This is a genomic window from Curtobacterium sp. Curtsp57 (assembly GCF_047324335.1).
Taxonomy (GTDB): domain Bacteria; phylum Actinomycetota; class Actinomycetes; order Actinomycetales; family Microbacteriaceae; genus Curtobacterium.
On sequence record NZ_CP168511.1, the window covers coordinates 402,616 to 428,535 of the forward strand.

General features: G+C 69.3%; 30 protein-coding genes. 17 read left to right on the forward strand and 13 right to left on the reverse strand.

Features of this window, described 5'->3' with window-relative positions; translation table 11 throughout:
- The first annotated feature begins 4 nt into the window (after window positions 1-4).
- Together lnt and ACEN9V_RS01795 are read left to right on the forward strand one after the other, a co-directional pair.
- Window positions 5-1,549: an apolipoprotein N-acyltransferase gene (lnt, locus tag ACEN9V_RS01790; protein WP_413601885.1), complete on the forward strand. Its 1,545-nt coding sequence runs from the start codon at window positions 5-7 to the stop codon at window positions 1,547-1,549.
- Window positions 1,550-1,662: 113 nt separating this feature from the next.
- On the forward strand, window positions 1,663-2,013 hold the full coding sequence (locus tag ACEN9V_RS01795; RefSeq protein WP_281264600.1) for an RNA polymerase-binding protein RbpA: 351 nt from the start codon (window positions 1,663-1,665) through the stop codon (window positions 2,011-2,013).
- A 59-nt stretch (window positions 2,014-2,072) separates the two neighbouring features.
- On the opposite strand, the gene ACEN9V_RS01800 is transcribed toward ACEN9V_RS01795, so the two are convergent.
- The gene (locus tag ACEN9V_RS01800; protein WP_413601886.1) at window positions 2,073-3,233 is read right to left on the reverse strand and encodes an SPFH domain-containing protein; all 1,161 of its coding nucleotides are present in this window, start codon (window positions 3,231-3,233) and stop codon (window positions 2,073-2,075) included.
- Window positions 3,230-3,703 (reverse strand): NfeD family protein, encoded by a 474-nt coding sequence (locus tag ACEN9V_RS01805; RefSeq protein ID WP_402728764.1) that lies wholly within the window; start codon window positions 3,701-3,703, stop codon window positions 3,230-3,232. The genes ACEN9V_RS01800 and ACEN9V_RS01805 overlap by 4 nt, the downstream gene beginning before the upstream one ends.
- Window positions 3,704-3,853: 150 nt before the next feature.
- On the opposite strand from ACEN9V_RS01805, the gene ACEN9V_RS01810 reads away from it, so the two are divergent.
- A complete protein-coding gene (locus tag ACEN9V_RS01810; RefSeq protein ID WP_413601887.1) occupies window positions 3,854-4,615 on the forward strand; it encodes an SDR family oxidoreductase in 762 nt (253 codons plus the stop codon).
- 23 nt (window positions 4,616-4,638) lie between these two features.
- Window positions 4,639-5,097, forward strand: coding sequence for an NUDIX hydrolase (locus ACEN9V_RS01815; protein WP_413601888.1), 459 nt, complete (start codon window positions 4,639-4,641; stop codon window positions 5,095-5,097).
- Here ACEN9V_RS01815 and ACEN9V_RS01820 read toward each other — a convergent pair.
- Window positions 5,081-5,473, reverse strand: coding sequence for a VOC family protein (locus tag ACEN9V_RS01820; protein ID WP_413601889.1), 393 nt, complete (start codon window positions 5,471-5,473; stop codon window positions 5,081-5,083). The two genes, ACEN9V_RS01815 and ACEN9V_RS01820, sit on opposite strands and share 17 nt — an antisense overlap.
- A gap of 72 nt (window positions 5,474-5,545) precedes the next feature.
- Here ACEN9V_RS01820 and ACEN9V_RS01825 point away from each other — a divergent pair, with 72 nt between their 5' ends.
- The 3 genes from ACEN9V_RS01825 to ACEN9V_RS01835 all read left to right on the forward strand — a co-directional run bounded on the left by ACEN9V_RS01825 (window position 5,546) and on the right by ACEN9V_RS01835 (window position 9,076).
- Entirely contained in the window at window positions 5,546-7,912 is a 2,367-nt protein-coding gene (locus ACEN9V_RS01825; RefSeq protein WP_413601890.1) for an ATP-binding cassette domain-containing protein, read from the forward strand.
- Between the two features lie 221 nt (window positions 7,913-8,133).
- Window positions 8,134-8,295 (forward strand): hypothetical protein, encoded by a 162-nt coding sequence (locus ACEN9V_RS01830; RefSeq protein ID WP_281264593.1) that lies wholly within the window; start codon window positions 8,134-8,136, stop codon window positions 8,293-8,295.
- Window positions 8,296-8,728: 433 nt separating this feature from the next.
- Window positions 8,729-9,076: a hypothetical protein gene (locus ACEN9V_RS01835; protein ID WP_413601891.1), complete on the forward strand. Its 348-nt coding sequence runs from the start codon at window positions 8,729-8,731 to the stop codon at window positions 9,074-9,076.
- Here ACEN9V_RS01835 and ACEN9V_RS01840 read toward each other — a convergent pair.
- The 4 genes from ACEN9V_RS01840 to ACEN9V_RS01855 all read right to left on the reverse strand — a co-directional run bounded on the left by ACEN9V_RS01840 (window position 9,073) and on the right by ACEN9V_RS01855 (window position 12,259).
- The gene (locus ACEN9V_RS01840; protein WP_413601892.1) at window positions 9,073-9,591 is read right to left on the reverse strand and encodes a hypothetical protein; all 519 of its coding nucleotides are present in this window, start codon (window positions 9,589-9,591) and stop codon (window positions 9,073-9,075) included. The two genes, ACEN9V_RS01835 and ACEN9V_RS01840, sit on opposite strands and share 4 nt — an antisense overlap.
- Window positions 9,588-9,857, reverse strand: a complete 270-nt coding sequence (locus ACEN9V_RS01845) for a hypothetical protein (protein WP_413601893.1) — start codon at window positions 9,855-9,857, stop codon at window positions 9,588-9,590. Before ACEN9V_RS01845 ends, ACEN9V_RS01840 begins: the two co-directional genes overlap by 4 nt.
- A 434-nt stretch (window positions 9,858-10,291) precedes the next feature.
- Window positions 10,292-10,438 (reverse strand): hypothetical protein, encoded by a 147-nt coding sequence (locus tag ACEN9V_RS01850; protein WP_413601894.1) that lies wholly within the window; start codon window positions 10,436-10,438, stop codon window positions 10,292-10,294.
- A gap of 126 nt (window positions 10,439-10,564) precedes the next feature.
- Complete coding sequence (locus ACEN9V_RS01855; protein ID WP_413601895.1) at window positions 10,565-12,259, reverse strand: ATP-dependent nuclease; 1,695 nt, start codon at window positions 12,257-12,259, stop codon at window positions 10,565-10,567.
- 273 nt (window positions 12,260-12,532) lie between these two features.
- On the opposite strand from ACEN9V_RS01855, the gene ACEN9V_RS01860 reads away from it, so the two are divergent.
- The 3 genes from ACEN9V_RS01860 to ACEN9V_RS01870 all read left to right on the forward strand — a co-directional run bounded on the left by ACEN9V_RS01860 (window position 12,533) and on the right by ACEN9V_RS01870 (window position 14,294).
- A complete protein-coding gene (locus ACEN9V_RS01860) occupies window positions 12,533-12,658 on the forward strand; it encodes a hypothetical protein (RefSeq protein WP_413601896.1) in 126 nt (41 codons plus the stop codon).
- A gap of 274 nt (window positions 12,659-12,932) precedes the next feature.
- Entirely contained in the window at window positions 12,933-13,535 is a 603-nt protein-coding gene (locus ACEN9V_RS01865) for a hypothetical protein (RefSeq protein WP_413601897.1), read from the forward strand.
- Between the two features lie 3 nt (window positions 13,536-13,538).
- Window positions 13,539-14,294 (forward strand): DUF5677 domain-containing protein, encoded by a 756-nt coding sequence (locus tag ACEN9V_RS01870; RefSeq protein ID WP_413601898.1) that lies wholly within the window; start codon window positions 13,539-13,541, stop codon window positions 14,292-14,294.
- 81 nt (window positions 14,295-14,375) lie between these two features.
- Here the strand turns inward: ACEN9V_RS01870 and ACEN9V_RS01875 are convergent, their stop codons facing one another.
- Window positions 14,376-14,528 carry a hypothetical protein gene (locus ACEN9V_RS01875; RefSeq protein WP_413601899.1) on the reverse strand — a complete coding sequence of 51 codons (153 nt, stop codon included), beginning with the start codon at window positions 14,526-14,528 and terminating at the stop codon, window positions 14,376-14,378.
- 416 nt (window positions 14,529-14,944) lie between these two features.
- On the opposite strand from ACEN9V_RS01875, the gene ACEN9V_RS01880 reads away from it, so the two are divergent.
- Window positions 14,945-15,091, forward strand: a complete 147-nt coding sequence (locus ACEN9V_RS01880) for a hypothetical protein (RefSeq protein WP_413601900.1) — start codon at window positions 14,945-14,947, stop codon at window positions 15,089-15,091.
- Window positions 15,092-15,234: 143 nt separating this feature from the next.
- Here the strand turns inward: ACEN9V_RS01880 and ACEN9V_RS01885 are convergent, their stop codons facing one another.
- Window positions 15,235-16,266, reverse strand: a complete 1,032-nt coding sequence (locus ACEN9V_RS01885; RefSeq protein WP_413601901.1) for an alcohol dehydrogenase catalytic domain-containing protein — start codon at window positions 16,264-16,266, stop codon at window positions 15,235-15,237.
- 51 nt (window positions 16,267-16,317) lie between these two features.
- On the opposite strand from ACEN9V_RS01885, the gene ACEN9V_RS01890 reads away from it, so the two are divergent.
- A complete protein-coding gene (locus ACEN9V_RS01890; RefSeq protein ID WP_413601902.1) occupies window positions 16,318-16,890 on the forward strand; it encodes a dihydrofolate reductase family protein in 573 nt (190 codons plus the stop codon).
- Window positions 16,891-16,922: 32 nt separating this feature from the next.
- Here ACEN9V_RS01890 and ACEN9V_RS01895 read toward each other — a convergent pair whose 3' ends face one another.
- Together ACEN9V_RS01895 and ACEN9V_RS01900 are read right to left on the reverse strand one after the other, a co-directional pair.
- Complete coding sequence (locus ACEN9V_RS01895) at window positions 16,923-19,031, reverse strand: transglycosylase domain-containing protein (RefSeq protein ID WP_413601903.1); 2,109 nt, start codon at window positions 19,029-19,031, stop codon at window positions 16,923-16,925.
- Between the two features lie 60 nt (window positions 19,032-19,091).
- Window positions 19,092-19,703 (reverse strand): TetR/AcrR family transcriptional regulator, encoded by a 612-nt coding sequence (locus ACEN9V_RS01900; RefSeq protein WP_413601904.1) that lies wholly within the window; start codon window positions 19,701-19,703, stop codon window positions 19,092-19,094.
- 52 nt (window positions 19,704-19,755) lie between these two features.
- Between ACEN9V_RS01900 and ACEN9V_RS01905 the strand changes: the two genes are divergently transcribed.
- The 3 genes from ACEN9V_RS01905 (at window position 19,756) to ACEN9V_RS01915 (ending at window position 22,428) form a co-directional block, all read left to right on the forward strand.
- Window positions 19,756-21,210, forward strand: coding sequence for an MFS transporter (locus ACEN9V_RS01905; RefSeq protein WP_413601905.1), 1,455 nt, complete (start codon window positions 19,756-19,758; stop codon window positions 21,208-21,210).
- Between the two features lie 163 nt (window positions 21,211-21,373).
- Window positions 21,374-21,814 carry a GNAT family N-acetyltransferase gene (locus ACEN9V_RS01910; protein WP_413601906.1) on the forward strand — a complete coding sequence of 147 codons (441 nt, stop codon included), beginning with the start codon at window positions 21,374-21,376 and terminating at the stop codon, window positions 21,812-21,814.
- A 26-nt stretch (window positions 21,815-21,840) separates the two neighbouring features.
- Complete coding sequence (locus ACEN9V_RS01915) at window positions 21,841-22,428, forward strand: copper resistance protein CopC (RefSeq protein ID WP_413601907.1); 588 nt, start codon at window positions 21,841-21,843, stop codon at window positions 22,426-22,428.
- A gap of 18 nt (window positions 22,429-22,446) precedes the next feature.
- Here the strand turns inward: ACEN9V_RS01915 and ACEN9V_RS01920 are convergent, their stop codons facing one another.
- Window positions 22,447-23,127: an SDR family NAD(P)-dependent oxidoreductase gene (locus tag ACEN9V_RS01920; RefSeq protein WP_413601908.1), complete on the reverse strand. Its 681-nt coding sequence runs from the start codon at window positions 23,125-23,127 to the stop codon at window positions 22,447-22,449.
- Between the two features lie 101 nt (window positions 23,128-23,228).
- Here ACEN9V_RS01920 and ACEN9V_RS01925 point away from each other — a divergent pair, with 101 nt between their 5' ends.
- Window positions 23,229-24,062 carry a helix-turn-helix domain-containing protein gene (locus ACEN9V_RS01925; protein ID WP_413601909.1) on the forward strand — a complete coding sequence of 278 codons (834 nt, stop codon included), beginning with the start codon at window positions 23,229-23,231 and terminating at the stop codon, window positions 24,060-24,062.
- Window positions 24,063-24,077: 15 nt separating this feature from the next.
- Here ACEN9V_RS01925 and ACEN9V_RS01930 read toward each other — a convergent pair whose 3' ends face one another.
- Window positions 24,078-25,322, reverse strand: a complete 1,245-nt coding sequence (locus ACEN9V_RS01930; RefSeq protein WP_413601910.1) for a beta-ketoacyl-[acyl-carrier-protein] synthase family protein — start codon at window positions 25,320-25,322, stop codon at window positions 24,078-24,080.
- Window positions 25,323-25,352: 30 nt separating this feature from the next.
- On the opposite strand from ACEN9V_RS01930, the gene ACEN9V_RS01935 reads away from it, so the two are divergent.
- Window positions 25,353-25,916: a TetR/AcrR family transcriptional regulator C-terminal domain-containing protein gene (locus ACEN9V_RS01935; RefSeq protein ID WP_413601911.1), complete on the forward strand. Its 564-nt coding sequence runs from the start codon at window positions 25,353-25,355 to the stop codon at window positions 25,914-25,916.
- Window positions 25,917-25,920: the final 4 nt, after the last annotated feature.

Sequence of the window (25,920 nt, forward strand, 5' to 3'; positions counted from 1 at the left end):
CCCGGTGCAGGTTCCCGAGACCGGTGTGCGTCCGCGCGCGCCCTTCGCGGCGTTGCCGGTGCGGATCGCGCTGCCGCTGGCGGTCATCGGTGGGCTGCTCTTCGCCCTGTCCTTCCCGTCGCCCGGGTGGTGGTTCCTCGCCTACCCCGCGGTGGCCTGTCTGCTGCTGTCCGCCATGGGACAGGGGTGGCGCCGTGCGGCATGGCTCGGCTACCTCGGGGGAGTCGCGTTCTGGGTGCCGGCCATCTCGTGGGCCGGGCGCTACCTGGGTCCGGTCCCGTGGCTCGCGCTCGCGCTGTTCGAGGCGGCCATGTTCGCACTCGGCAGCGTCGCGATCGCCCTCACGTACCGCTGGGTCGCGCGCCTCCTGCCCTCGACCGCCGGACGCGTGTGGGGCCTCCCGGCCGTGGTCGCCGCACTGTGGACCGGACGCGAGTGGTTCTCCGGGAGCTGGCCGTACGGCGGGTTCGCGTGGGGACGGGTCGGGCTGTCGCAGTCCGAGAGCCCGTTCGCGCACCTCGTCGCGTACGTCGGCGTCCTCGGGTTGTCGTTCGTCGTCGTCTACTGCGTCGCCGTCGTCGTCTCCCTGGGGCTCGTCGGGGGGATCCAGCTCCGGATGCGCGTCGCCGTCGCCGGACTCCTCGTGGCGGCGGTGCTCGCCGTCCCCGCCTGGCCGACAGCGACCGACGGGACCATCCGTATCGAGTCCGTGCAGGGCAACGGTCCTGCCGGGTACTTCGACCGGGCGGCCCCCGGACAGGTCCTCGAGTCGCAGGTCGCCGCGACCGACGTGTCCGCGAAGGGCGTCGACCTGGTCGTCTGGCCCGAGGCGTCCGCCGAGTTCGACCCGCGCCAGCAGCCCGTGATCGCGAGCGCGCTGAACTCCGTCGTGCAGTCCGTCGGGGCCCCCATCGTCGCCGGCGCGATCACCCAGACACCGGCGGGTGTGCTCCACAACACGTCGTTCGTCTGGACCGCCGACGGGTGGCAGTCGTCCTACGACAAGAAGCGCCCGGTGCCCTTCGGCGAGTACGTCCCGGACCGGTGGTTCTTCTCCAAGCTCGCGCCGTCGCTCATCGGACTGCTGCAGCGCGACTATACGCCGGGGACGAAGCCGAACGTGCTCGACGTCGCCGGGATCAAGGCGGGCATCGCGATCTGCTTCGACATCGTCGACGACGGGCTGACGCGGGACATGGCCCGCGGCGGCGCGCAGGTGATCCTCGCGCAGACGAACAACGCCGACTTCTCCGGCACCGACGAGAACCTGCAGCAGCTCGAGATCGCGCGGATGCGGGCCATCGAGACCGGCCGGTCGCTCGTGAACATCTCGACCGTCGGCGCCTCGCAGGTGATCGACCCCTCCGGGCGGACGATCGACCGCGTGCCGGAGTACACCGCGACCTCGATGGTGACCGACGTCCCCCTCGGCACCTCCACGACGCCGGCCACCGTCGCGTCCGGACTGATCGCGCTCGTCCTCTCGCTCGGCGGGCTCCTCGTCCTCATCGCCTGCGCCCCGTTCCACACGCCCCGCCGCCGCCGCTGAGCGTCCGCCCGTCCCGCGGTCCCGCACTGGGAACCCACTGTGAATGCGGATGCCCCGGAACGAACCCGCGTGGGACAGTGTTGCAAGGGGGGAACGAGCGAGAGGAGTCCACCATGGCTGATCGGAGTCTCCGCGGCATGCGGCTCGGGAGCCAGAGCCTCCAGAGCGAAGAGGGCGTTGAGCTCTCTGACCGCAAGCGCGCGGTCTACCAGACCGACTCGGGCGAGACGTTCGACGTCGTGTTCTCCGCCGAGGCAGAGGTCCCGCAGAGCTGGGCCGACCCCAGGAGCGGACGCGAAGGACGCCTGCTCGGCGACGACGGGGTCCCCGTCGAGGTCGCAGCAGAGGACGTCAAGGCACCACGTACCCACTGGGACATGCTGCTCGAGCGGCGCTCGCGCGAAGAGCTCGAGGAACTGCTCCAGGAACGACTGCAGTTCCTGCGCGCCCGTCGCGGCGCCTGAGGCACTGGCGAACGACGAAGGCCCGCTCCCCGATGGGAGCGGGCCTTCGTGGTTCCCGGCTACTGCTGCGTGCGGTCGTCGCCGAGCTGTTCGCGCGTGGCCTCGGCCGCGGCGGCGAGCTTCTCCTCGACGCTGCGGTTCGACTCCGCGAGACGCTCGTCGAGACCCGCGTCCGGCACGATGTCCGCCGCGGTCGCGTTCGGGTTCGCCGCAGCCGCGCCGCCCCCCGGCTCGGTCGCCGCCGTGTTGGCGAGGCTCTCGTTGGCGAGCTTGGAGATCTTCGCGAGGAAGTCGCTCCCACCTGCACCGCCGGCGGCAGGCGCTGCGCCGGAGCGGCTCGTGGTGAAGCCCTTGGCGATGCCGGACAGCGCCTCCGTGAACTCGCTCGGGATCATCCAGAGCTTGTTCGCGGTGCCCTCGGCGATCTTCGGCAGGGTCTGCAGGTACTGGTACGACAGCAGCTTCTCGTCCGGGTCGCCGGTGTGGATGGCGTCGAACACCGTCGCGATGGCCTGCGCCTCACCCTCGGCGCGGAGCACCTGGGCCTTGGCGTCACCCTCGGCGGCGAGGATCGCCGCCTGTCGCTGGCCCTCTGCCTCGAGGATCTGCGACTGCTTGGTGCCCTCGGCCTGCAGGATCGCTGCACGACGGCTGCGCTCCGCCCGGAGCTGCTGCTCCATGGCGTCCTGGATGGACACGGGCGGCTCGATGGCCTTGAGCTCCACGCGTCCGACGCGGATGCCCCACTTGCCGGTCGCCTCGTCGAGCACCACGCGGAGCTGGCCGTTGATGTTGTCGCGGCTGGTCAGTGCCTCTTCGAGGTTGAGGCCACCGACGACGTTGCGGAGCGTGGTGGTCGTCAGCTGCTCGACGGCGCCGAGGTAGTTCGCGATCTCGTAGGTGGCGGCGCGGGCGTCGGTCACCTGGAAGTACACGACGGTGTCGATCGAGACCACGAGGTTGTCCTCGGTGATCACCGGCTGCGGCGGGAACGACACGACCTGCTCGCGCATGTCGAGCAGCGGCCGGAGCCGGTCGATGAACGGCACTAGGAGGTTCAACCCCGGGTTGAGGGTCTTGTGGTACTTGCCGAGCCGCTCGACGATGCCCGCCGTGGCCTGGGGGACGATGCGGATCGCCTTGGCCAGGACGACGATCACGAAGATGACGATGACGACGATCAGTACGAGGAGCACGATCGTCCCGGGTTCGAGGGTCATGAAGCAGCCTTCTGTTGGATGCGGACGACGGCGGTCGAGCCCTCGATGGACTCGACGACGACGTGGGTGCCGAGCGGCGGGGTGCGATCGGGGGCGGCGACGTCGATGCGCGCGCTCCAGGTCTCACCGTTCGCCAGGCGGACCTGGCCGGGGGCGGTGGAGGTGAACGCGACGGCGACGGTGCCCGGCATGCCGACCAGTCCCTCGACGCCGGTGCGGTGGGGGTCGGCGTTCCGGCCGAGCGCGACGAGGAGCCGGGGCCGGACGAGCGCGAGGAGCAGGAGCGCGACGGCCGCGGCGATGATGGCGGACAGCCACCACTCCGCGCCGATGAGCGCGGCGATCAAGCCGCCCGCTGCTCCGGCTGCGAGCATGATGAAGATGAAGTCGAGGGTGAACACCTCGACCACCCCCAACACCAGCACCAGAGCGATCCAGACGATGGTCTGGATCCAATCCGAGATGTTCACGCGATCTCCCTCCCTCGGTCGCGCGCGGCAGCGCTGCGTCGCGACGGCCGGTTCAAGTCCGTTCAACATATCAAACGACGTCTGACCGGGCGCACGGATTGGTAGGCTCGACCGGTCCCGATGCACGGTCACGAACTGGAGAACACCACTGTGAGCAGCCCCCTCGCCCCCGGATCCCTCGCCGGCAAGCGCGCCCTCGTCACCGGCTCGTCCCGCGGCATCGGCGCCGACACCGTCGGGTACCTGGCCGAGGCCGGGGCCAAGGTGGTCGTCAACTACCGGAACAAGGCCCGCCGCGCCGAGCAGATCGCCGAGGGCATCGTCGCCGCCGGGGGAGAAGCCCTCGCGGTCGGCGCCGACCTGACCGACCACGACTCGGTGCAGGCCATGGTCGACACCGTGGTGCAGGCATGGGGCGGGATCGACCTCCTCGTCCTGAACGCATCGGGCGGGATGGAGTCGGGCATGGGCGAGGACTACGCGCTCCGTCTCAACCGCGACGCGCAGGTCGACATGCTCCAGACCGCCGTGCCGCACATGGCCGCCGGCTCCCGGGTCGTGTTCGTCACGAGCCACCAGGCCCACTTCGTCGAGACCGCTGAGACGCTGCCGGAGTACCTGCCGGTCGCCAAGAGCAAGCACGCCGGTGAGACCGCGCTCCGCGAGCTCCTCCCGCAGCTGGAGGCAGCCGGCATCGAGTTCGTCGTCGTCTCCGGCGACATGATCGAGGGCACGATCACCGCGACGCTCCTGAACCGCATCAACCCCGGTGCGATCGAGGAACGTCGCGGGGCCGTCGGCAAGCTCTACAGCGTGTCCGAGTTCGCCGCCGAGGTCGCCCTCGCCGCGGTCGAGCCGATCCCCACGGACAACACGCGCCTGGTCGGCGACGTCAGCGGCTTCACCGCCTGAGCGCTCGGGGTAGCGTCGACCGGGTGACTGCAGCACCCGGCCTCCGCCTGACCTCTCGCATCCTGCTGCTCGACGACGACGGCCGCGTGTTCCTGATGGACACCAACGCCCCGTCGTCCGACGGCTTCCACCGGTGGATCACGCCGGGTGGGGGAGTCGACCCGGGCGAGACGCACCGCGATGCTGCGATCCGGGAACTCCGCGAGGAGACCGGCATCGTGATCACCGACCCGGGCGAACCGGTCTGGTCGTGGGACTTCGACGTCACGTGGGACCAGGCGGACCACGACCGCGGACACTCCGAGTTCTACGTCGTCCGGACCGCCGGATTCGTGCTGTCGAGCGACGAGTGGACCGACGACGAGCGGGTCGACATCCTCGGTTCCCGCTGGTGGACGGCCGACGAGCTCGACGCCACGGACGAGCCGTTCGAGCCCGCCGAGCTGCCCGACCTGGTCCGGCGGGTCATTCGCGGGGCGTGAGCACGCAGAACTCGTTGCCCTCGGGATCGGCCAGCACCACCCACGGCACGTCGCGCTGACCGACGTCGGCGAGCGTCGCGCCCCGAGCCACCAGGGCGTCGACCTCTGCCTGGTGCGAGTCGTCCGGCGCGGGTGCGAGGTCGATGTGGAGCCGGTTCTTCACGGTCTTGCCCTCCGGCACCGGCACGAAGACGAGCCCCTGCGGCTGGTGCTCGCGCGGCGTGCCCTCCGGGAGCTCGAGCGCGTGTTCCGGCGCGATCACGGCTTCGTCGTCGGACTCGTACACGACCGGCCACGCGAGGGTCTCACCCCACCACCGCGCGAGGGCGTGCGGGTCGTGGCTGTCGACGACGATCGAGTACCAGCGGAGTGCCATGGCGCCAGTATGGCCGTGCCCGCCGACGCCGTCCGGCCAGCGGTCGACCACCCGGTCGGTACCCTGATCGGCATGCACACCAGCGACGCGTCGATCGCCGACAGCCACGACCGCATCCGTGTCCGCGGCGCGCGCGAGAACAACTTGCGCGATGTCGACGTGGACCTGCCGAAGCGTCGCCTGACGGTGTTCACGGGTGTGTCCGGTTCCGGCAAGAGCTCACTCGTGTTCGGCACGGTCGCCGCCGAGTCGCAGCGGATGATCAACGAGACGTACAGCGCCTTCGTGCAGGGATTCATGCCGACGCTGGGCCGTCCCGACGTGGACGTGCTCGACGGGCTCACCACCGCCATCGTCGTCGACCAGGAGCGCATCGGCGCCGACCCGCGGTCGACGGTGGGGACCGTCACGGACGCGAACGCGATGCTGCGCGTGCTGTTCAGCCGGCTCGGGCAGCCGCACGTCGGCGGGCCCAACGCGTTCTCGTTCAACCTGGCCACGGTGTCCGCGGGCGGAGCGATCACCGTCCAGAAGGGCACCGACGCCACGGCCCAGAAGGTCAGCTTCAACCGGCTCGGCGGGATGTGCGCCCGCTGCGAGGGGCGGGGGAGCGTCAGCGACATCGACCTCACGCAGCTGTTCGACGACGCCAAGCCGCTGTCCGACGGTGCCCTCACGATACCCGGCTACGGGACCGAGGGCTGGAACGTCCGGCTGTACGCCGAGTCGGGGTACTTCGACGCCGACAAGCCCATCCGGGACTTCACCGAGCAGGAGCGGCAGGACTTCCTCTACCGGGAGCCGACGAAGCAGAAGATCGCCGGCATCAACATGACGTACGAGGGGCTCGTGCACCGCGTCCGACGGTCGTTCCTGCAGAAGGACCGGGAAGCCATGCAGCCGCACATCCGGGCGTTCGTCGACCGGGCGGTGACGTTCACGACGTGCCCGGACTGCGGCGGCACCCGGCTGAACGACGTCGCGCGCTCGTCCAAGGTGGCCGGCAAGAGCATCGCCGACGTCTGCGCGATGCAGATCACCGACCTCGCGACCTGGCTGCACAGGCTCGACGAACCGTCGGTCGGCCCGCTCCTCGACGGGCTCCGCGACGCCGTCGACTCCTTCGTCGAGATCGGCCTCGGGTACCTGTCGCTCGATCGGCCCACCGGCACCCTGTCCGGCGGCGAGGGCCAGCGCGTCAAGATGGTGAAGCACCTCGGGTCCTCGCTCAGCGACGTCACGTACGTGTTCGACGAACCGAGCACCGGCCTGCACCCGCACGACATCGAACGGATGAACGGACTCCTGCTCCGGCTCCGCGACAAGGGCAACACGGTGCTCGTGGTGGAGCACAAGCCCGAGGTGATCCAGATCGCCGACCACGTGGTCGACCTCGGGCCCGGCGCAGGCGCCGCCGGCGGGACGCTCTGCTACGAGGGACCGCTCGACGGACTCCGGGGGAGCGGCACCGTCACCGGGAACCACCTCGACGACCGCGTCTCGGTGAAGCCGTCGGTCCGGCAGCCGACGGGCGCGATCGAGATCCGCGGCGCCGACCGGCACAACCTGCAGGACGTCGACGTCGACGTGCCGCTCGGCGTGCTCACCGTCGTCACGGGTGTCGCCGGGTCGGGGAAGAGCACGCTCATCCACGGCTCGCTGGCACCGCTCGACGACGTCGTCGCGATCGACCAGAGTGCCATCAAGGGGTCCCGCCGCAGCAACCCGGCGACCTACACCGGCATGCTCGAGCCGATCCGCAAGGCGTTCGCGAAGGCCAACGGCGTGAAGCCGGCGTTGTTCAGCGCCAACTCCGAGGGGGCGTGCCCGGCCTGCAACGGTGCCGGCGTGATCTACACCGACCTCGGGATGATGGCCGGGGTCTCCACCACCTGCGCGGAGTGCGACGGCAAGCGCTTCGACCAGTCGGTGCTCGAGTACCGGTTCGGCGGGAAGGACATCAGCGAGGTGCTCGCGATGTCGGTCGCGGACGCCGCGGCCTTCTTCGCCGCGGGGGACACCCGCGTCGCCCCGGCCAGGGCGGTCCTCGAACGGCTCGTGGACGTCGGGCTCGGCTACCTGACCATCGGGCAGCCGCTCACCACGCTGTCCGGCGGGGAGCGACAGCGCCTGAAGCTCGCGACGCACCTGGGGGAGCCCGGCGGGATCATCGTCCTCGACGAGCCGACCACCGGGCTGCACCTGGCGGACGTGCAGCAGCTCCTCGGGCTGCTCGACCGGCTCGTCGACTCCGGCAAGAGCGTCGTCGTCATCGAGCACCACCAGGCGGTCATGGCGCACGCCGACCACCTGATCGACCTCGGGCCCGGTGCCGGACACGACGGCGGCCGGGTCGTGTTCGAGGGGACCCCGGCGGAGCTCGTCGCCGCGCGGTCCACGCTGACGGGGCAGCACCTGGCGGACTACGTCCGAGGCTGAGCGGCCGGGTGCGGGTGCTGCCGGTGAGTGTGAGCTCCACATCGAGTGCGCGGAAGTTGCGGGCGGAGTCGTGTTCCGGTCGAGCTTTCTGCGCATTCGCGCGGAGGGCCAGGCCGACCACGGGCGGACGGGAGGCTCGGGTGCCGGGAGCGAGCCGAGCCTCCAGTCCGGAATGCGGCGGCTGACGGCCGTTCCAGCGTGGCGCGCGTACGGTCGCGACCATGAGCTACAGCCAGCCGGATCCGGCAGAAGAGACCACACAAGGCGGAGCGCCCGAGCAGCCCGACACCGAGCCCGAGGTGCTCGAGGAGTCGGGGGAGGAGAGCGCGGCGCTCGAGATCGACGCCGACGATGTCCCTACCGAGGACGGGGAGAAGTCGTAGGGCACGTCGTCAGACGGACACGGCACGCTTGATCGCGACGGGCAGCATCTCCTGAGAAGTTGATGCTGCCCGTCGTCGTCTCGGACCTGTCGAGGCGGTCGCCAGCCGCGCCCTCGTTATGTCAGCTCACGGACGGCCACGAACAGGCACAAGCTGAGGCGATGGGGATCCCTGTCGTGACCGTCGGACTCATCGAGCCTGGCCGTTCGGATGAGAGGCGCCGCCAAGAGCTCCGGTAGCAGCGGCGTTGTCGGACACATCGTCCTACTCGCATGCAACGGACCATGCGAGCAACCTCATCTGGGCGGCCGGGCTCCCGGGCCGGGTGTCCCTCCAAGCGCCGATAATGCATATTATGTCAGCTTTAACTTCGCAGGGGCTATCCTTCTGCAGCGCCCTGGTCGACTGAGCCGAAGCGGCGGTGACGTGCGGGATGAGCGGGAAGCAACGCGACCGCGGCGCCGACACGGATCGGCAGATCGCCTTCGACCGCGAGCAGCACGAAGAACTCGCCCGGGACCGCTCATCGGCCATCCGCGCGGCGAAGGCTGCCTACGTCTCGGACGTCATCTCCTTCGACGAGCTTTGGCGCACCTGGTGGCGGCTGGATATCGAGTTCCAGCCCGTCTTGCCCGCCGAAGATTCCATCCGACACCTCGTCATCAAGGAGATGGAGCTCGAGAAGGTGCGACACCTGCCGAACCGCAAGTACGCCACCAGTGGCGTCATCCTTCCGACCTACCCGACGGGGCCCTCGAGAATCTCGCCTAGTCCCCGCTAGACCAACTTGCCCGACCGCTCGAAGCGCTGCTTCGAGCGGTCGGTGCGCTGCTTGACGCCCTTGAGTCGCGTGGCGTACCCCCGCCAGACCGTCGTATCCGGGTCGTTGGAGGTCGTCACGTTTTCGAAGACCCAGTCAATGACTCCGCCGACGGGGATGGAGCACGGAAGACCTGGCCCGTCCGAGTAGTCGAATGTCTTCGGGTCGATGCCAGCGGGATTGCTGTGCAAGAGGTTCCGGACGATATCCCGACCGAATCGAAGCGATACCTGCTTGCCATCAGCGCGTTCGAGCCCCACGTCCCAGACGGTGAGCGGCTTATTGCCGAGGTTCTGCACGGTGACGGTGAAGAGCACGTTGAACACCCGCGGCTTCGCCGACGGCGTGAATAGCACGTGCGAGAGGACGACAACGATCCGCGCCCGTTCGCGCACCTTCTTAACGATCCCTGCAACGAAGTTGTAGATCGACAGCAGAAGTCCGATGAGGGCGACGATCGAGACACCCCAGATCATCGGTCGACGGGCCGCGCCGCCCGTCGCTCCCCCGGGCTCTGGTTCAGGCGCTCCTCGTTGGCTGCACGCCGCTTCCGCTCGAGCCCCTGCTCGTACTTTTCCAGCTGATCCCGCGGGCTGGTGCCGCGCGTCCGGTCGAGGTACCGGTGCCCCGCGACGATGACGACGATGAGCGCCCAGGCGTTGAGGATGGCGAAGGCGCCTCCAATCAACAGGGTTGCGATACCTAGGCCGGTCAGGCTGCCGTACACATCGATGAACTCCACCGTCGAAGCATACTCAACGGTTTCGACCGCGCTGTCGCGGGGTTTGAGCGATCGTCGTGAACTCGTAGGGCTCATTTCGTGAAGAAGACGACCCTCATCGCGCTCGTGCTCATCCCGCTCGCTCTAGCTGAATGCGCGACCCACTTGTCCGCGCCTATCCCCCTCCACAACGAAGGCTTAGGCCGACGCGAATGAAGCGGCGTGCCACGGCTTCGGTGAAGCTACCTAGGCCGCCAGCGACCTCGTCGTGAACGGGTCCGACGACATCGGTCAGGATGCATGGCAAACCGGCTTCGACGGACTAGCGGATCGGTTCGACAAGATAGTGCTCACGGCGCAGGGCCGCGTGGAGTCCCGCATGAACGACACCGTCGAGAACTTCCCGACGCCGATCAGCCGGATCGTGACCGCACCCCACCAATACATCGCCGACGTCAAGCGCGTTCGAACGCCTGCGACGCAGCCAGCTTCTCGACCGCGTCGCGGTGATCTTGCAGGATGGCCGTCACGCGAGTGTCGATCGGGAACCGTGAATCACGGCCGATGACGATTGCTCTGAAGGGTCCCTCGTCTGCCTTCATGGTCCCGTTGGTGCCGAAGTAGGGCTCATATCCGAAAGGTGTGTATGACTGGAACAGCACCTTGCCTCCCGCAGCTACAGGCGCTCGAGGGGCTCTGCACGGGTGGGGCGACGCGTACGATGTTGATCAGAGATGCTGGTTCGCTCGTTCGATGAGGTCGACGACCGCCTGCACCTGCTGCTTGAGGTTGTACGGCCACTGCTCGATCGGGACATTCGTAGCTCGCTTGGCGATCGCTACCTTGCTCGGACTTCGAGTTCCAATGCGGCTCGCCGCCAGCGGGTTCCCGTACCTCTCTTGCGTCGTCATCGTCGCCTTGCTCTTCGGATGCGCCGCGTGAATGGCCGCCGTGAGCGTCTCCTCGGGCACGTAGTTCTCGATCGTGTACCCGGCGGTCACCCACGCCAGCCCGGTTGCGGGGTCTGATTTTAGGTCGTCGATGACGCGACGCTTGCTGTGGTTGAGAGCGGCACGCGGTTTCTCACGGTCGGAGTCGATGACCACGACCATGTAGCGGTTGAGTGCGCGAAGGGAGATGAAGTCGTCGACCTCTTCGGCGTCGAGCGGCGACAGGTCCCTGAGTAGCGAGCCGCCGTAGAACATGATCGAGTAGTGGGCGCCTTCGACGAATCGCCCCGGCGCAAGCTGCTCCATCCACCGCTGCAGGTAGATCCGGTCGGAAGGTCCTTCCACCCAGATGACCGCGTTGGTCTGAACGAGGTCGGATGGGCGGTAGCCGAGGTCGGCGCAGATGGCTGCCCGGTCTCGTGCCGAGCCGGCATATCGCACGCTCGACATCGTCCCGTCGTGGGTGACGTGAAAAATCGACCCGAGCTGGGAGTCGAGCATGTGGGCGGAGTGGGTGGCGATGAAGTACTGGTTAGTGGTGGCGTTCGCCAGGTAGCGCAGCAGCTTCCGCTGGAGGATCGGATGCAGGTGCACCTCGGGCTCCTCGATGCACACGATCGAGTCAGACGTGACGGTGGCGGCCGCGGCGATGATGACGACTTCGTGCACGCCAGTGCCCATGTTCTCGACGGGCAGTGTCCGGCCGTTCTGGGTGACGTGGATCGTCGAGAGGTCGTACGGGATGTCGATCGTCAGGGTCGGGTCTTCGAGCACGGTCCGTACAAACTGCTGGAACTGCTCGAACGTTTCGCGGTCCGCAAGCCGCTCCGTGGCGGGACTCTGCAGCTGCTGCAGCCGGCTCTTGATGCTGCGACCGTTGAGATCCGGTGCTTCCGTGTTCTCGTCCGAGATGGAACGGTTCCCGCTGATCACGACCGCTTGAGGAAGTTCAGGCCGCTTCGCGATCAGCGAGTCGATCACGCGCAGGGTGTCTTCGCCAGTTGACCCTCCAGATCGTCTAGTCAGGTCGGTCGACAGGTCCCTTGCAAGTCTCAATGGGCCGACCTCCACGGCGACAGGGCGCATGCGATCGGATTCATACTTCCCAAGGCCGCTGACGGGCAAGTAGATCCCATTGGGCGTTCCCGCAACGGCGCATACGAGATCGAGCAGACTGCGGAGCCGGGCCTCGAGGTCCGAGTCCATAGGCGATCGCCAGGAGAGAATCGTGTCTACCGAGTAGTAGATGGATCGCTCGTACTGGTGCTCGGCGTCTCCGACCGGCCGGTCCCAAGTCGATCGTTCAGCTCGCGCAGCAGCGAAGGTCGATGCGACCACGCGCAGAATGTTGGACTTCCCAGCGTTGTTCTGCCCAGCAATGAGGTTGATCTTGCTCAGCGGGTACAGCTCAGCGGTCCTGTCGCTCGGGAAGCTGCGGTAGCCGCGGAAGGTGAAGCCGTCGAGGAAGTCCACTCAGTCATCATCCGGCTGTGACGATCATTCGACCTCTGGCACACGCCGTCGACCAACCACATCGATTGGCAATCGACAGCGCACCTTGAAGCAGACATCCATCGGCGGAGCCGGCGGGGGTGATTCAGGACAGCCCACCAGCAGGCTGTCCTGCCAGTTCCGGAACTCCGAGCTCGAGCGCCTCAGAGCGTCAGAGGATGGCTGGTGTCGTCACGACGGTGCGTGGAATCCTGCGATCGGCCGAGACCCGAGACCCGAGAAGCGGAAGCGACCGTGCCCGACAACGCGTCTGCACGCGCTGCCGCGATCGCTGGCATCGACATGGCCGGCTACGAGCTCATCCAGGCCGGCACCACCGATCACGATCCGCGCGATCGCCCGCACCATCGAGACCCGTGACCACGAAGCGACCGGACCCGATCGCGACGCCGCAACGCGGGCATTCCGGAACTCGGTGCCCGAAGGCTGGCAAGCCCAGTACGCCCGCACCATCCACTAAGTCGGGCCTCGATCGAGGGGTTTTCCTATCAGTGTCAGTACGGGACCGTATGGTGCAAGTCGTGAAGACCTCGCGTGAGCTCGCAGACGTCCTTGTCGACGACATCGGCGGAACGATCACCGTCAGCGGGGCTTCCGTGTCTCGCGCCCTTGCGGACGCAACGCAGGCCATCTCGTGACGGACTGGGCCAACCTGTTCGCAGGGGCGGTCGGTGGTCTCGTCGGCGCCGGCGGCGCCGTGGCGACGACGCTCATCACCGCCAGGAGCGATCGCGCCGCTCGCAAGGCCGATCGTGGCGAAGATCGGACCGATCGCGCCGATGAACGCAAACAAGAACGCGTAGCGCGACGACTCGACCAGGGCCGCACCGCCGCTCGCGACGCCCTGGCAACCACATCCAAATTCTTCACCACCACCGTCAACAGGGATGGCCCAAACAATGGGGATAGCTTCATCGGCCATAACGGCTGGGACGACATGCGCATCATCGACGACCTCGCCGAGCTCATCGACAGCGAAGAGATCCGTGGAGCGGTCCGCTCCACCGTGAACGCCGTCGGGACCGCGGGGTACGTCTCGATGTTGATTCGCGAGTACGACGATCCCGAACAGTGGGACCTCACCCTGCGTCGAGAGCGCGACCTCCTGCTGCTGATGCGCCGCATTCTCGGGTCCTATCTTCGTGACGAGGAGGACCAGTACGCCACGCTCCGCGACGAAGCGACAAAGGAAGAAGAAGTTGGCGACCGTGCCTTCAACCAGATTCAGGCTGACTGACGCATGCCCACTCGGACCGACCACCGCGCGGTGATCCGGCATCTCCTCGCCATATGGGCGACGGAAGAGGATCGGAAGGAGGTCGAACTCCGGTCCGACCTGGAACTCCAGGTGTCCGTCCTCGTGCGCGGGCTTGCCGCGCACGCTGCCGACTGCGCGCGTGGCGTTCTCACCCTCTATGAGGCTGGCCAGCCGATCGCGGCCGTGCCGCTGATCCGATCGCTCATGGAAGACTCTGTCACCGCTGGATGGGTCCTCGTCGTCCCAGACGGGTGGAAGGCGGTACTCAGCGAGGGCAGTAAAGCGCGGGCTCGCATCTTGCGAGAAGCGATTGAAGCCGACGCCGTGGGTGCAGACTCGACCGCGGAAGCCCGGCGTCAGGAGTACGAGGCCCAGGCAAGGAAGCTGGGTTCAATCCCAGCTGGGTACAAGCAGTTCGAGCAGCGCCTCAACGCGCTCGAGGGAACCGGCAACATGTACATGCTCTACCGCTACCTCAGCGCTCTCACGCATGCTGGCGCAGAGACCGTCGAGCTCTACACCAGCGAGAGTCGCCGCTCCGAGCTCGGGGTCTCATATCGACGCTTCGCCAAACACAGCATGGCGGCGAACCTCATTCAGGCAGCAGCCACATCATTAACGCAGGCTCTCACCGCCTGGGATGTGACGCAAGTAGGGCGCCCTCACGAAAGCGCTCTTCGCGCGATCGCTACGGAGCTCGGCGTCGACAACGAGTGGCGACTACGGGGGAACGGCTGACGACCAGCCCTCCCACAAGCGCTTTGGCTGAATCTGTCGATGATTCGCACGCTGCCCGTGTAGCCGATAATATAGATGATGTCAGCTCGCCCGTTCCGGGACATCGCGCAGGACGAACCGGTCTCCCCATTCGGACTCCGTGTACGCCAGCGCGCCGGGCGTGATCGAGACCACGACGCCTGCAGCAAGTCCGGCGTGGTCGTCCAGGGCTGACCGGACCCTGGACGAACTCATTGCCGTCGACCGTGAACACCACACACGGTGTGTCCTCCGTCGCGCCGAGCGCTTCGAGCTGTCGCAACACCGCTTCGGGAGCCGGACCCGTTCCCGACAGGACCGGCAAGCGCCGGTCGGTTCGGAACGGCTGCCGGAGTGCGACCTCGATCGCGAACTTCCGTCTGGCGGACACCGAGCCGCGGAGGCCGGCGAGCCGGGAGCGCCGGCCCGGTTCCACGAACGAGGTGATCAACGCCTCCGCGTGGACATCGATCTGCTCCGATGTCATCAGTACTCCCCTGGTGGTCCGTTGCCCGTCCCGGTCTACCAGGAACGGCTCCGGGGTGCTGAAAGTGGACGTGGTCGCCGACGGCGACGAGTTGGGTCGGTTGCGATGCCGTCGTTCGACGGTCCTCGCCGACGAAAGACACCTCATGCACCCCGTCAAGTACCTCAGCAGCATCGGTTTCCGCAGTGACTACGCCTACCTCGGAGCGTTCATCTCGATCGCCCTCTCGCTGGTCAGCTGGCTGTTCTCCCGCGGCAACAAGCACCACGACAAGGCACAGTCCGACCGATAGGGCATCTTCGTCGGCCACTGGGCGCCGACGTTCATGGCGCTCGGCGTCGCGCTGACCCTCGAAGAGCGCGACTGACACGACGGAGCGCCCTGTCACATGCGTGTGACGGGGCGCTCGACCTGTGTGGAGTCCCGAGCGTGGGCTCAGAAGACGGCCACGGTCATCCCCACCGACGAGCTCGGTCCGTCCATGGCCTGGAGCGCGGCGGGCAGCTCCGAGAAGTCGATCGTCCGTCCGATGGACTCGTCCGGGCGCAGTCGTCCGGTGACCACGTCGTCGAGCATCGCGGCGTACTCACCGACGGAGATGCCGTGGCTGCCGAGCAGCTCGAGTTCCTCGCCGATCACCCGGCCCATCGGGATCGCCGGCGCGGCCTCGTCGTCGAGGAGCAACCCGACCTGCACGTGCCGACCCCGCGCGCGGAGTGACGCGACGGCAGCGACCGAGGTCGCGCGACTGCCGTAGGCGTCGACCGAGACGTGCGCTCCGCCGTCGGTCAGCTCCCGGACCCGCTCCACGGCCAGCTCCCCCGACGGCACGGTCGTCGCTCCGAGGGCCTCTGCACGTGCGAGCGCACCGGGCGAGACGTCCACGGCGACGACGTGTGCACCTGCTGCGATCGCGACGATCACGGCCGACAGTCCGACACCGCCGCACCCGAACACCGCGACGTGCTCCCCCGCACGCAAGCGGGCGCGGGCGTGCAGCGCGTGGTACGCCGTCCCGAAGCGACACCCGAGTCCGGCGGCCTCGGCGAACCCGACGGCGTCGGGCAACGCCACGAGGTTCAGGTCGGCCTGCGGGACGACGAGTTCCTCGGCGAACGACCCGGGCAGGGTGAAGCCCGGCTGCTCCTGCCGCGTGCAGACCTGGGTGGCGCCGTCCAGGCACTCGGGGCAGGTCCCACAGGCGAAGACGAACGGCGCGGTGACACGGTCCCCCACCCGGTGGTCGCGGACCTCGGGTCCGGCCTCGACGACGACGCCCGCGAACTCGTGTCCGGGGACGTGCGGCAGCGTGACCGAGTCGTCGTGGCCGCGCCAGGCGTGCCAGTCGCTCCGGCAGACGCCGGTCGCCGCGACCCGCACCACGACGCCGTGCGGCGGGCACGGTTCCCGATCCACGTCGACGATCGTCGGGGTGGCACCGAACTCCTGGTACATGACTGCGCGCACCGGATCATCATGGCAGGGACAGCAGCCAGAACGAGCGAACGAGGGTGGGTGGTGACCGTGGGTGCGCTGGTCCTGAAGATGTCGATGTCACTGGACGGGTTCACGAGCGGCGCGGACGGCTCCGACTGGATGTTCCGCGCGAGCACCCCGGACTCGGCGGCTTGGGTGGCCGACACGGTCGCGAGCGCCGCGGTCCACGTCTTCGGTCGCCGGACGTTCGAGTCCATCGCCGGGTTCTGGTCGACCGCGACGATGCCCGTCGCGGACGCGATGAACAGCGTCCAGAAGGTCGTGTTCACCCGGGCCGGCTTCGACCCTCGCGCACTCGACGCCGCCGCGGTGTGGCGGGACGCGCGGGTCGCGGACGGGGACCTCGCCTCCGAGGTCACCCGCCTCAAGGCCGAGCACGACGGAGTCGTGCTCGCGCAGGGCGGCACCGCGTTCTGCCGGAGCCTCGTGCACGCCGACCTGGTCGACGAGTACCGGCTCGTGGTGCTGCCGGTCGCGCTCGGAGGCGGGGACGCCCTCTTCGCCGGACTCCCCCGCGAGCTGGACCTCGAGCTCGTCAGCTCGACGACGTTCGCGGGCGGCGCCATGGCGAACGTCTACCGACCCCGGCGCTGACACCAGGCAACCGGCCTGCCGCGCCCCTGACCTCAGCCGGCCGCCGCCCGCATCGCCTGGTTCACCGGGGTCTGCGCCTGCTTCCAGACGTTCGACCGCATGCTCGCGTACGTGCCGCCCGCTCCGCTGCCGTAGTGCCGGAGGTTCGTCTTCTTCCCGTCGGTGAGCCCCTGCCAGTACGCGGTGACGGCCTGCTTGCTCCCACCGACGAGCCAGATCTGGTCGGCGTCGTCGGTGGTGCCGGTCTTCGCGAACAGCGGCGTGCCGTCCGGGGTCTGCGCGCCGACGGCCGTGCCCCGGGCGACGGTCCCCTGCATCGTCCGGAACGCGGTGTCCGCGACCGCCGGCGACAGTGCCTGCGTGCAGGAGCGCTGCTGCCCCCCGAGCGACTTCCCACTCCGGTCGGTGACGGCGTCGATCACGGTCGGGGCGCAGTACACGCCGCCGTTCGCGACCGCCGCGTAGGCGGACGCCATGGTCAGCGGGGCGATGTTCGAGGTGCCGAGGATCGACGCCGGGTTCGCCGGCAGGTCGCCACCCGCTGCGAGGTGCACGCCGAGCTCGGCGGCGACGTCGCGGATGTCGCAGAGGTCGAGCTTCGCCGCCATCGACGCGTAGGCCGCGTTCACGGATCCGGCGGTCGCGGCAGCAACGGTGTAGTTGCCGCGCTGCCCTGGGGAGTCGTTCTTCGGGCTCCACGCCGCGGTGATGGTCTCACCGCACTGCGTCCAGCGGCTCGTCGTGTGTGGTGTCCCGTTCACGACGGCGTTCACGCTCCGACCGGCTTCGAGCCACGCGAGCAGGGTGAACAGCTTGTACGTGGACCCCGGCTGGAAGCCGATCCCGCCGCCGCGGTCCTGGTCGACGCTGTAGTTGATGCTGGTGTCCGTCGCGGGTGCGCATGCGCCCTGGTCCGAGTCGACCGCCGCGCAGGACGGGAGCTGGTTGTAGTTGCGGTTCTGCGCCATCGTCAGCACGCGACCGGTGGACGCCTCGACGGTGTCGAGCGTCGATCCGAGCGCGATCCTGGCCTCGGTGTTCGGGTCGTACGTGTCGAGCAGGCCCTTCTGCTGGCCGTTCAGGTCGAGGTCGAGACTCGTCTGGATCGTGTAGCCACCGTTCCGCCAGGCGACGTCCCGTTGCTCCTGGGTCGTGCCGAGTTGCGTCATCGTCTTCACGACCCGAACGGCGTAGTCGCAGAAGAACTGGGATCCGACCCCTGCGGCGGCCACGCACCCCTGCGACGGCGCGGTCAGGTGGACGTACTGGTCCGGCTGCGCCGCGATGGCCTCGTCGTACTGGGCCCTGGTGAGGTGCCCCTGCGCGTGCATCGAACCGAGGATGACGTCTCGGCGCTCGGTGTTGGCCGGGTAGTGCGACGGTTCGGAGAGGTCGCGCTTCTCCGGCCACTGCACGATCGCCAGGATCGAAGCAGCCTCGGTTGGTGTGAGGTTCGTCGCGTCCTTGCCGAAGTATCGCTGCGCCGCGGCCTGTACACCGTAGGTCTGATCGCCGAAGTAGGCGATGTTGAGGTACGCGGCGAGGATCTCCTTCTTGGAGTACTTCTTCTCGAGACCGATCGCGAGCTTCATCTCCGCGAGCTTCCGGGACGCCGACGGCTCGATGGCTTCGCGGTACGCGGCGTCGACCTCCTCCTGCGTCGGGAGCTCGAGCGCCTGCTGCATCTTGATGTTGCGGACGAGCTGCATCGTCAGCGTCGACGCACCACCTGACCCGCCGAGTCCCCCGCTGGCCAGGCTGCCGACGGCGGCACGGACGACCGACGACGCGTCGACGCCGCCGTGGTCCCAGAACCGCTTGTCCTCGCCGTCGACGGCCGCGTACCGGAGGTACTCGCTGATCTCGTCGAGCTGCAGCTCTTCGCGGTTCTGGGCGTACACGGTCGCCAGGTGCACGGGCTGCCCACCCTGGTACGCGAGCACCTCGTTGCGCTGCGGCAGGTCACCGATCTCGATGTACTCCGGCAGCGAGTCGAAGACGTCGATCGTCGAGGTCGTGGTGACGCCGAGCACGGCGATCGCGGGGGTGACACCGACGGTCACGAGCAGTCCGGCGAGCGTGCTGAACCCGATGAACCCGATGAACGCTCCGACCCCCGAGCGGTTCTCCTGTGTTGCCATGCGCACACTGTCCTGCATGCGACATGACGTGCACTGGGTGATCGGTGTGGATGTCCGGGGTCAGGCTGGCAGAACGCCGTGACGGAGCGTGTCGAGGAGACGGTCGACGCGGACGCGGTGTCCGGCTGCGACGTCATCACCGGACTCCCCCGCGAGCACGTGGCCGGCGGTCTCGACGAGCACCGAGGCGTACCCGGCGACCACGTACGCCGCTGCCAGTCCCGCGTCCGCCGGGAACGCCGGGTCCGACGACAGCGCGTCGCGGAGCGCAGCCTGGAGTTCGCTGGCGATCGCACGCGCGTGCGCCAGCAGCGCCGGCGACCCGGCGATCGTCCGGAAGAAGGGCACGGACCGTGGATCGAGCCCGGACAGTGGATGGCGCTCGTCGGCGAGTCGGTGGAACAGGCCGGACAGGGCCTCCCCCACCCCGACACCGTCCGCGCGCTCCGTGACGGCTCCGACGAGCAGTTCGCGGGCCTCGTCGGAACGATCGAGGAACAGGTCCTCCTTGCGTGGGAAGTGGTTGAAGACCGTGACGCTCGAGACCCCTGCTGCCCGGGCGATCTGCGCGACCGTCACCGCGTCGAACCCGTGCTCGAGGAACAGCTCCGCCGCCGTCGACGCGATCTTCTCGCGCGTCTGCGGTCCCCCGCGGGTCGCGGTCCTGGGCATGCTGACTCCTCCGTGCATTGTGTCACTAACTTTAGTCGGTTAACCTAACGACATGTCCACCAACCAGTCCGACGTCATCATCCCGCAGTCTCGCGCCTTGCTCCGTGATGCGTGGGTCGCACTCGCCGGTCTGTCGGCGGTGTTCCTCTTCGAGATGCTCGACAACTCGATCCTCACCGTGGCGCTCCCGACGATCGGGCGCGAACTCCACGCGAGCACGACCGCCCTGCAGTGGGTGACCGGCTCCTACTCCGTGGTGTTCGGCGGTCTGATGCTCGGGTTCGGCGCCGTCGCCGACCGGTTCGGCCGCCGCCGCGTGATGCTCCTCGGACTCGTGCTCCTGGGGCTCGCCAGCCTGACGACGGTGTTCGTGACGACGGTCGAGCAGCTCGTCGCCGTCCGGATCGTGATGGGCATCGCCGCCGCGATGACGACACCGGGGTCGATGGCGCTGGCCTTCCGGCTCTTCCGCGAGGACGACCTGCGGGTCCGCGCCACCACGGTGATCTCGACGGTCGGCCTCGTCGGACTCGCGATCGGTCCCACGGCCGGCGGGCTCGTCCTCGCGGTCGCACCCTGGCAGGTGCTGCTGCTCGTCAACGTGCCGATCGCCGCACTCGCCTTCGCGGGGATCCGCACCGGCATCGCCCGCGACGACCCGACGGAACTCCACCGCGACCCTGTCGACGTGCTCGGGGCCGTCCTCGGGACGGCGGCGATCGTCTGTGCGCTCGTGGCTCCCACGCTCTTCGTGCAGGACGGGGTCGGCGCCGTCGGACCGTGGATCGCGACGACCGCTGCGGTCCTCGCGGTCGTGCTCTTCGTCGTGCGCGAGCGCACGGCCCGACACCCGCTCCTCGACCTCGCCCTGGTCGCTCGTCCGCTGGTGTCCGCCGGTCTCGCGTACAAGGCCGCGACGGGCATCGCGGTCGCGGGCATGGGGTACCTCGTCACCCTGCAGCTCCAGCTCGCCTGGGGCTGGTCCCCCGCGCTCGCCGCCGTCGGCATGCTGCCGCAGGTCGTCGTCCTGATCGCGGGCGGCCGGTTCGTCGGACCGTTCGTGCAGCGCGTCGGTCTGGGGCGTGCGGCGTGGATGAGCGCCACCTCCGTGGTCATCGGGCTCGCGGTGTTCGCGCTGTTCGGTCGCACCGGTTACGTCGCTGTCGCCATCGCGCTCGTGCTCGTCGCCGCCGGCATGCGCGTGGTCGGTGTCGTCGCCGGCGTCAACGTCCTCCGCGGCCTCCCCGAGGACCGCACCACCATCGGCGCCGCACTCGTCGACACCGCCTCCGAGGTCTCCTCCGGCGTCGGCCTCGCGGTCGTCGGCACGATCCTCGCCGCGCTCGTCACCGGCTCGATCGCGTCCGCGCACTGGACCGCAGCGCAGGCCGCCGGGTTCGACGAGGCGGTCACGGTCGGCAGCGTGGCCCTGACGGCGGTCGCCGCGGCGCTCGTCCTGTGGGCGACGATGCGGACGCGCCGCGGTGCGGCGCAGCCGACGGACTGACCCGTCACCGGTCGGCCCAGCCGACGGACGGCCCGGTCACGAGGCAGACGGGAGGCTCTGCGCACCGCCGCCACGAGCCTCCCGTCCGGCCCTGGTCGAGTGGACCACCGGGCCACTCCGCGGAGATCGGCCGTTGTCGCGCCGCGCCTGCTTGGGTGGTCGGATGAGCGACCTGCGGTTCTCCGACGACCCAGCTGATCTCGACTTCGAGCGGGTGCACCGCTGGCTGAGCGAGCAGTCCTACTGGGCGCGCGGCCGGACCCGCGAGCAGCAGCGCGCCGCGATGGCGGGCTCGCGGGTCTTCGGCGTGTTCGACGGCGCGAGCGGGGTGCAGCTCGGGTACGCCCGGGTGATCACCGACGGCGCGACGTTCGGCTGGCTCGCCGACGTCTTCGTCGACCCCGACGCCCGTGGTCGCGGCGTCGGCATCGCCCTCGTCGAGGGCATCACGACGTCGTTGGCGCCGCTCGGACTCAAGCGGATCGTGCTGTACACCGCGGACGCACACGGCCTCTACGAGAAGTCCGGCTTCCGACCGGTGCCGGATCCGGCGAACTGGATGGTCCTGCCCGGCCCGGGGTTCGGCCACGACGTGCACGACTGACCACCATCCTCCCGGAGAATGGACGCATGCGTCGCATCCTCCAGTCCTCGGTCGCCGCAGCGGTCCTCGTCCTGGCCACGCTCGTCGCGACGGAACCGGCCAGCGCGCACTCGGCGCTGACCGCGAGCAACCCCGCCGACGGCGCGACCGTGACGACGCCGCTGGAGCGGGTCGAGCTGACGTTCTCGCAGGCGCCGCTCGCCGGACTCGACGCCGGCCTTCGGATCGAGGTCCGCGATGCAGCCGGAACCGACGTGTCGAACGGCGAGGTGCTCGTCGACGGGACGACGATGTCCACCGGGGTCCGTGTCGAGGACGGCGCGTACTCGGTGCTCTGGCGGTACGTCTCCCCCGACGGGCACCCGATCACCGGCGAGCTCGGCTTCACGGTCGCGCAGCCTGCCGCATCGACGCCGACGGCGGTACCGAGCCCGTCGTCGTCCTCGCTCGACGTGACGCGGTCGGCGACCGCCCCGCCCGTCTCCGGGGCCGACGGCGGATCCCCCTGGTACGCGGGACCGGCGCCGTGGATCGGTGGCGGCGCGCTGCTGCTCGCCGTGGCCCTCGTGCTCGTCGCCACCACCCGCGGACGCCGGACCGCGGACGAGGAATGAGCGGCCGAGGACTGAGTGTCAGTACGCGATGCGTCCGTCGCGGTCGTGGAACTCGCCCGTCGGGCCGCTCTGGTCGAGCGTCGCCAGGGCGACCGTGGCGTCGGTGCCCTCGGTGACGGTCTGGTGGCCGCCGAACCCGTTGAACTCCGTTGCCGTGTACCCGGGGTCGCTGACGTTGACGCGGAAGTCTGGCAGGTTCTTCGCGTACTGCACGGTCAGCGCGATCACCGCTGCCTTCGACGCCGCGTAGGGTATCGACGGCACCGGGTACTCGTCCCGGCCGGGGGTGGTCAGCCAGCGCGCGAACCCGACGCCGGACGCCACGTTGACGATCACCGGGTTCGCCGACTGCCGGAGACGGGGCAGCGCCGCCTGCGTCACCCGCACGATGCCGGTGACGTTGGTGTCGAGGACGTGCGTCATCGCGTCGGCATCGAGATCGTCGACGCCGAAGGACGTCCCGAGGACCCCGGCGTTGTTCACGAGGACGTCGAGTTCCGGCAGCGTCGCGATCGCCGCGTCGATGCTCGCCTGGTCGGTGACGTCGAGCCGGAGGACGTGCGCGCCGAGGTCGCGTGCGGCGTCGCCGGTCGCGGGATCGCGCATGCCGGCGTACACGGTGTGGCCGGCGTCGATCAGTCGTCGTGCGGTCTCGAGCCCGAGGCTCCGGTTGGCTCCGGTGATGAGTGTGGTGGTCATGCACCCAGCCTGGACCGCACGCGGTGGGCCTCCCAGGTGCCGGTCGACGGTGGGACCCGGAGTACCAGGCCGACCCGGCCGATCGGGGCGATGATGGGGCCATGAGCGAGTTCGCGAGTGTGCTGCGGTCCTGGCGTGATCGGGTCCGGCCCGAGGAGGTCGGCCTCCCAGCCGGCCCCGGGCGACGGACACCAGGGCTCCGCCGCGAGGAACTCGCCGCGCTCGCCGGAGTGAGCGTCGACTACGTGGTCCGGCTCGAGCAGGGGCGCTCGGTGAACCCGTCGCCGCAGCTGCTCGGCTCCCTCGCGACCGCGCTCCGACTGACGACCGAGGAGCGGGACCACCTGTTCCGCGTCGCCGACGCCGCTCCGCCGTCACGAAGCGTCGTCCCCCGCCACGTCACGCCGGGGGTCCAGCGCATGGTGGACCGTCTCGGCGACGTCCCACTCGCGGTGTTCACGGCGGCGCACGACACGCTGCTCTGGAACGACCTCTGGGCGGCGCTCACCGGTGACCCGGAACGCCTCCTCGGCATCGAGCGGAACCTGGTCTGGCGGCACTTCATGCTCGGCCACGACGGCATCGAGTACGACGACGACCACCAGGAGGAGTTCTCCAGCGACCTCGTGGCAGACCTGCGCGTCGCCGTCGGGAAGTACCCCGGCGACCGGGCACTCGCCGAGCTGGTGGCCCGGCTCCGACGGGAGTCGCCGGAGTTCGAGCGCCGGTGGGCGGTCGCGCGGGTCGCGGAGCACCGAGCGAGCCGGAAGACCCTCCACACCGCCGTCGGTCCGATCACAGTGGACTGCGACGTGCTCAGCGTGCCGGGCGGGGACCTGCGGATCGTGGTCTACACGGCGGTCCCCGGATCGGACGACGCCGACAAGCTCGACCTGCTCCGGGTCACCGGGCTGCAGGACCTGGCGCCCCGCTGACCGACCACGACCGACTCACGCGGCCGTCAGGAGCAGCGACGCGTTCTGGCCACCGAAGCCGAACGAGTTGTTCAGTGCGGCCCGCATCGGCGCCTGCCGTGCGACGCCGGACACGACGTCGAGGTCGATCTCCGGGTCCAGCCGCTCCAGGTTCAGCGTCGGCGGCACGATGCCGGTCTCCAGGGCGCGGATCGTCAGGATCGTCTCCACGGCACCTGCGGCGCCGAACATGTGGCCGATCGCGCTCTTCGGCGCCGTCACCACCGCATCCGCACCGACGACCCTGGTGATCGCGGCAGCCTCGCTCGTGTCGCCGACCGACGTCCCGGTGGCGTGTGCGTTCACGTGGTCGACGTCGGTCCCCTGCAGTCCGGCCATCCGGAGTGCCTGGAGCATCGCCCGTTCCTGTCCGGAACCGTCCGACCGCGGTGCGGTGATGTGGAAGGCGTCGGAGGTGATGCCCCAACCCGCGAGCCGCGCACGCACCCGTGCACGGCGGGCGGCGGCGTGGTCGGCACGCTCGAGGACGACGAGCCCCGACCCCTCCCCGAGCACGAACCCGCGCCGGTCGGCGTCGAAGGGTCGCGACAGGGTGGTCGGGTCGTCGCCGTCCGGCTTCGCGAGCGCCTGCGACTGGGCGAACGACGCCATCGTCACCGGGGTCACCGCAGCCTCCGCTCCCCCGGCGACGACCACGTCCGCCTCCCCCGAGCGGATCAGACGGGCACCGAGCGCGATCGCCTCGGCTCCCGACGCGCAGGCGGAGACGGTCGTGTACGCGCCGGCCCGAGCATCGAGTTCGATGCTGATCTGTGCGGCAGCGCCGTTCGCCATGAGCATCGGCACCGTCCGCGGGGACACGCGCCTGGCACCGTTCCGACCGAGTTCGTCGTGCGCGCCGAGGAGCGTCTCGATGCCGCCGATGCCCGTGCCCACCACGACGGCGAGTCGGTCGGGGTCGACGTCCGGCGCGCCGGCGTCCGCCCACGCCTCGGCAGCGGCGACGAGCGCGAGCTGCTGGCTGCGGTCGAGACGCTGCGCGCGGACCCGCCCGAGCGCACCATCGGCGTCGAGCGCGGCATCGGCGCCGATGCGGATCGGCACCTGCGCCCAGAGGTCGCCCTGGCGGTCGAGCGTCCGGACGCCCGACCGACCGGCGACGAGCGCGTCCCAGAGCGGGGCGACGCCGTGCCCGAACGGCGAGACCGCGCCGGACCCGGTGATGACGACGTCGTGGAGATCAGTACTTGTATGCTGCACAATTGGAGTTGTACCACGTACAATTAGGGCATGGCAAGCACACACGGCTCGGCGACACGGGCACGGATCCTCGACGCGGCGGCCGACCTCCTCGGCGACCGCAGTCCTCGTGCGCTCACCGTCAGCGACGTCGCTCGGGCCGCCGAGGTCTACCCGAACCAGATCACGCACCACTTCGGATCGAAGGACCGTCTCGTCGTCGACGCGGCGTTCGCCCGGTTCCTCCGTGACACCACGCGACTCCAGGCTGCCGGGCGTCGTGCGACGACCCCTGAGGCACTCCGGTCGGTGCTGGCGCGGACCGCGCTCGCGATGCCGTCGACGGCCCTCCTGGTGACGGCGCTCGGCACCGCGCAGGACGACGCCCGCCTCCGCGATCGCACGAGCACGCTGCTCGCGGTGCTCTTCCGACAGTCCGAGCGCTACCTCGACCGCATCACCGCTGACCACGGCTGGCACAGCGAGCGTGGCGTGGTGCGTGATGCCCGGACGTTCTGGAGTGCGGTGTTCGGTGCCGTGCTGTTCGCCACGGCTGGCGCCGTCGGCGGGCCCTCCGACGTCGACGTCGCCGCGACGATCAGCATCACCGACTGACGGC

Coding starts and splice junctions, on each gene's coding strand:
- ACEN9V_RS01795 (WP_281264600.1), top strand. CDS start 1,663: ATGGCTGATCGGAGTCTCCGCGGCATGCGGCTCGGGAGCCAGAGCCTC.
- ACEN9V_RS01800 (WP_413601886.1), bottom strand. CDS start 3,233: ATGACCCTCGAACCCGGGACGATCGTGCTCCTCGTACTGATCGTCGTC.
- ACEN9V_RS01820 (WP_413601889.1), bottom strand. CDS start 5,473: ATGGCACTCCGCTGGTACTCGATCGTCGTCGACAGCCACGACCCGCAC.
- ACEN9V_RS01825 (WP_413601890.1), top strand. CDS start 5,546: ATGCACACCAGCGACGCGTCGATCGCCGACAGCCACGACCGCATCCGT.
- ACEN9V_RS01830 (WP_281264593.1), top strand. CDS start 8,134: ATGAGCTACAGCCAGCCGGATCCGGCAGAAGAGACCACACAAGGCGGA.
- ACEN9V_RS01835 (WP_413601891.1), top strand. CDS start 8,729: ATGAGCGGGAAGCAACGCGACCGCGGCGCCGACACGGATCGGCAGATC.
- ACEN9V_RS01840 (WP_413601892.1), bottom strand. CDS start 9,591: ATGATCTGGGGTGTCTCGATCGTCGCCCTCATCGGACTTCTGCTGTCG.
- ACEN9V_RS01850 (WP_413601894.1), bottom strand. CDS start 10,438: ATGAAGGCAGACGAGGGACCCTTCAGAGCAATCGTCATCGGCCGTGAT.
- ACEN9V_RS01870 (WP_413601898.1), top strand. CDS start 13,539: ATGCCCACTCGGACCGACCACCGCGCGGTGATCCGGCATCTCCTCGCC.
- ACEN9V_RS01875 (WP_413601899.1), bottom strand. CDS start 14,528: ATGAGTTCGTCCAGGGTCCGGTCAGCCCTGGACGACCACGCCGGACTT.
- ACEN9V_RS01880 (WP_413601900.1), top strand. CDS start 14,945: ATGCACCCCGTCAAGTACCTCAGCAGCATCGGTTTCCGCAGTGACTAC.
- ACEN9V_RS01895 (WP_413601903.1), bottom strand. CDS start 19,031: ATGGCAACACAGGAGAACCGCTCGGGGGTCGGAGCGTTCATCGGGTTC.
- ACEN9V_RS01900 (WP_413601904.1), bottom strand. CDS start 19,703: ATGCCCAGGACCGCGACCCGCGGGGGACCGCAGACGCGCGAGAAGATC.
- ACEN9V_RS01905 (WP_413601905.1), top strand. CDS start 19,756: ATGTCCACCAACCAGTCCGACGTCATCATCCCGCAGTCTCGCGCCTTG.
- ACEN9V_RS01910 (WP_413601906.1), top strand. CDS start 21,374: ATGAGCGACCTGCGGTTCTCCGACGACCCAGCTGATCTCGACTTCGAG.
- ACEN9V_RS01915 (WP_413601907.1), top strand. CDS start 21,841: ATGCGTCGCATCCTCCAGTCCTCGGTCGCCGCAGCGGTCCTCGTCCTG.
- ACEN9V_RS01920 (WP_413601908.1), bottom strand. CDS start 23,127: ATGACCACCACACTCATCACCGGAGCCAACCGGAGCCTCGGGCTCGAG.
- ACEN9V_RS01925 (WP_413601909.1), top strand. CDS start 23,229: ATGAGCGAGTTCGCGAGTGTGCTGCGGTCCTGGCGTGATCGGGTCCGG.
- ACEN9V_RS01935 (WP_413601911.1), top strand. CDS start 25,353: ATGGCAAGCACACACGGCTCGGCGACACGGGCACGGATCCTCGACGCG.